Consider the following 264-nt stretch of genomic DNA (forward strand, 5'->3'; position numbering starts at 1 on the left):
GGCGGCGGGGGCGGCTGCCCAGGCCAACGCGGTGGCCAGTGTGTTCGAGGCCGCGCGGACCGCGATGGTTCGGCCGGTGGTGGTGGCGGCCAACCGCAATCAGTTCGTGCGGTTGGTGCTATCGAATCTGTTCGGGCAGAACGCGCCGGCGATTGCGGCTGCCGAGGCTCAGTACGAGGGAATGTGGGCCTCAGCCGTGGCCGCCATGGCCGGCTATCACAGCGGGGTGTCGGTGATCGCCGGGCAGTTGGCGCCCTGGCAGGG

General features: G+C 70.8%; 1 protein-coding gene. It reads left to right on the forward strand.

Annotated features, from left to right (window positions below; all coding sequences use genetic code 11):
• The coding region (locus BST40_RS28550; RefSeq protein ID WP_142276879.1) for a PPE domain-containing protein at window positions 1–264 on the forward strand (264 nt) is incomplete at both ends.

Source organism: Mycobacterium persicum, assembly GCF_002086675.1.
Lineage (GTDB): Bacteria > Actinomycetota > Actinomycetes > Mycobacteriales > Mycobacteriaceae > Mycobacterium > Mycobacterium persicum.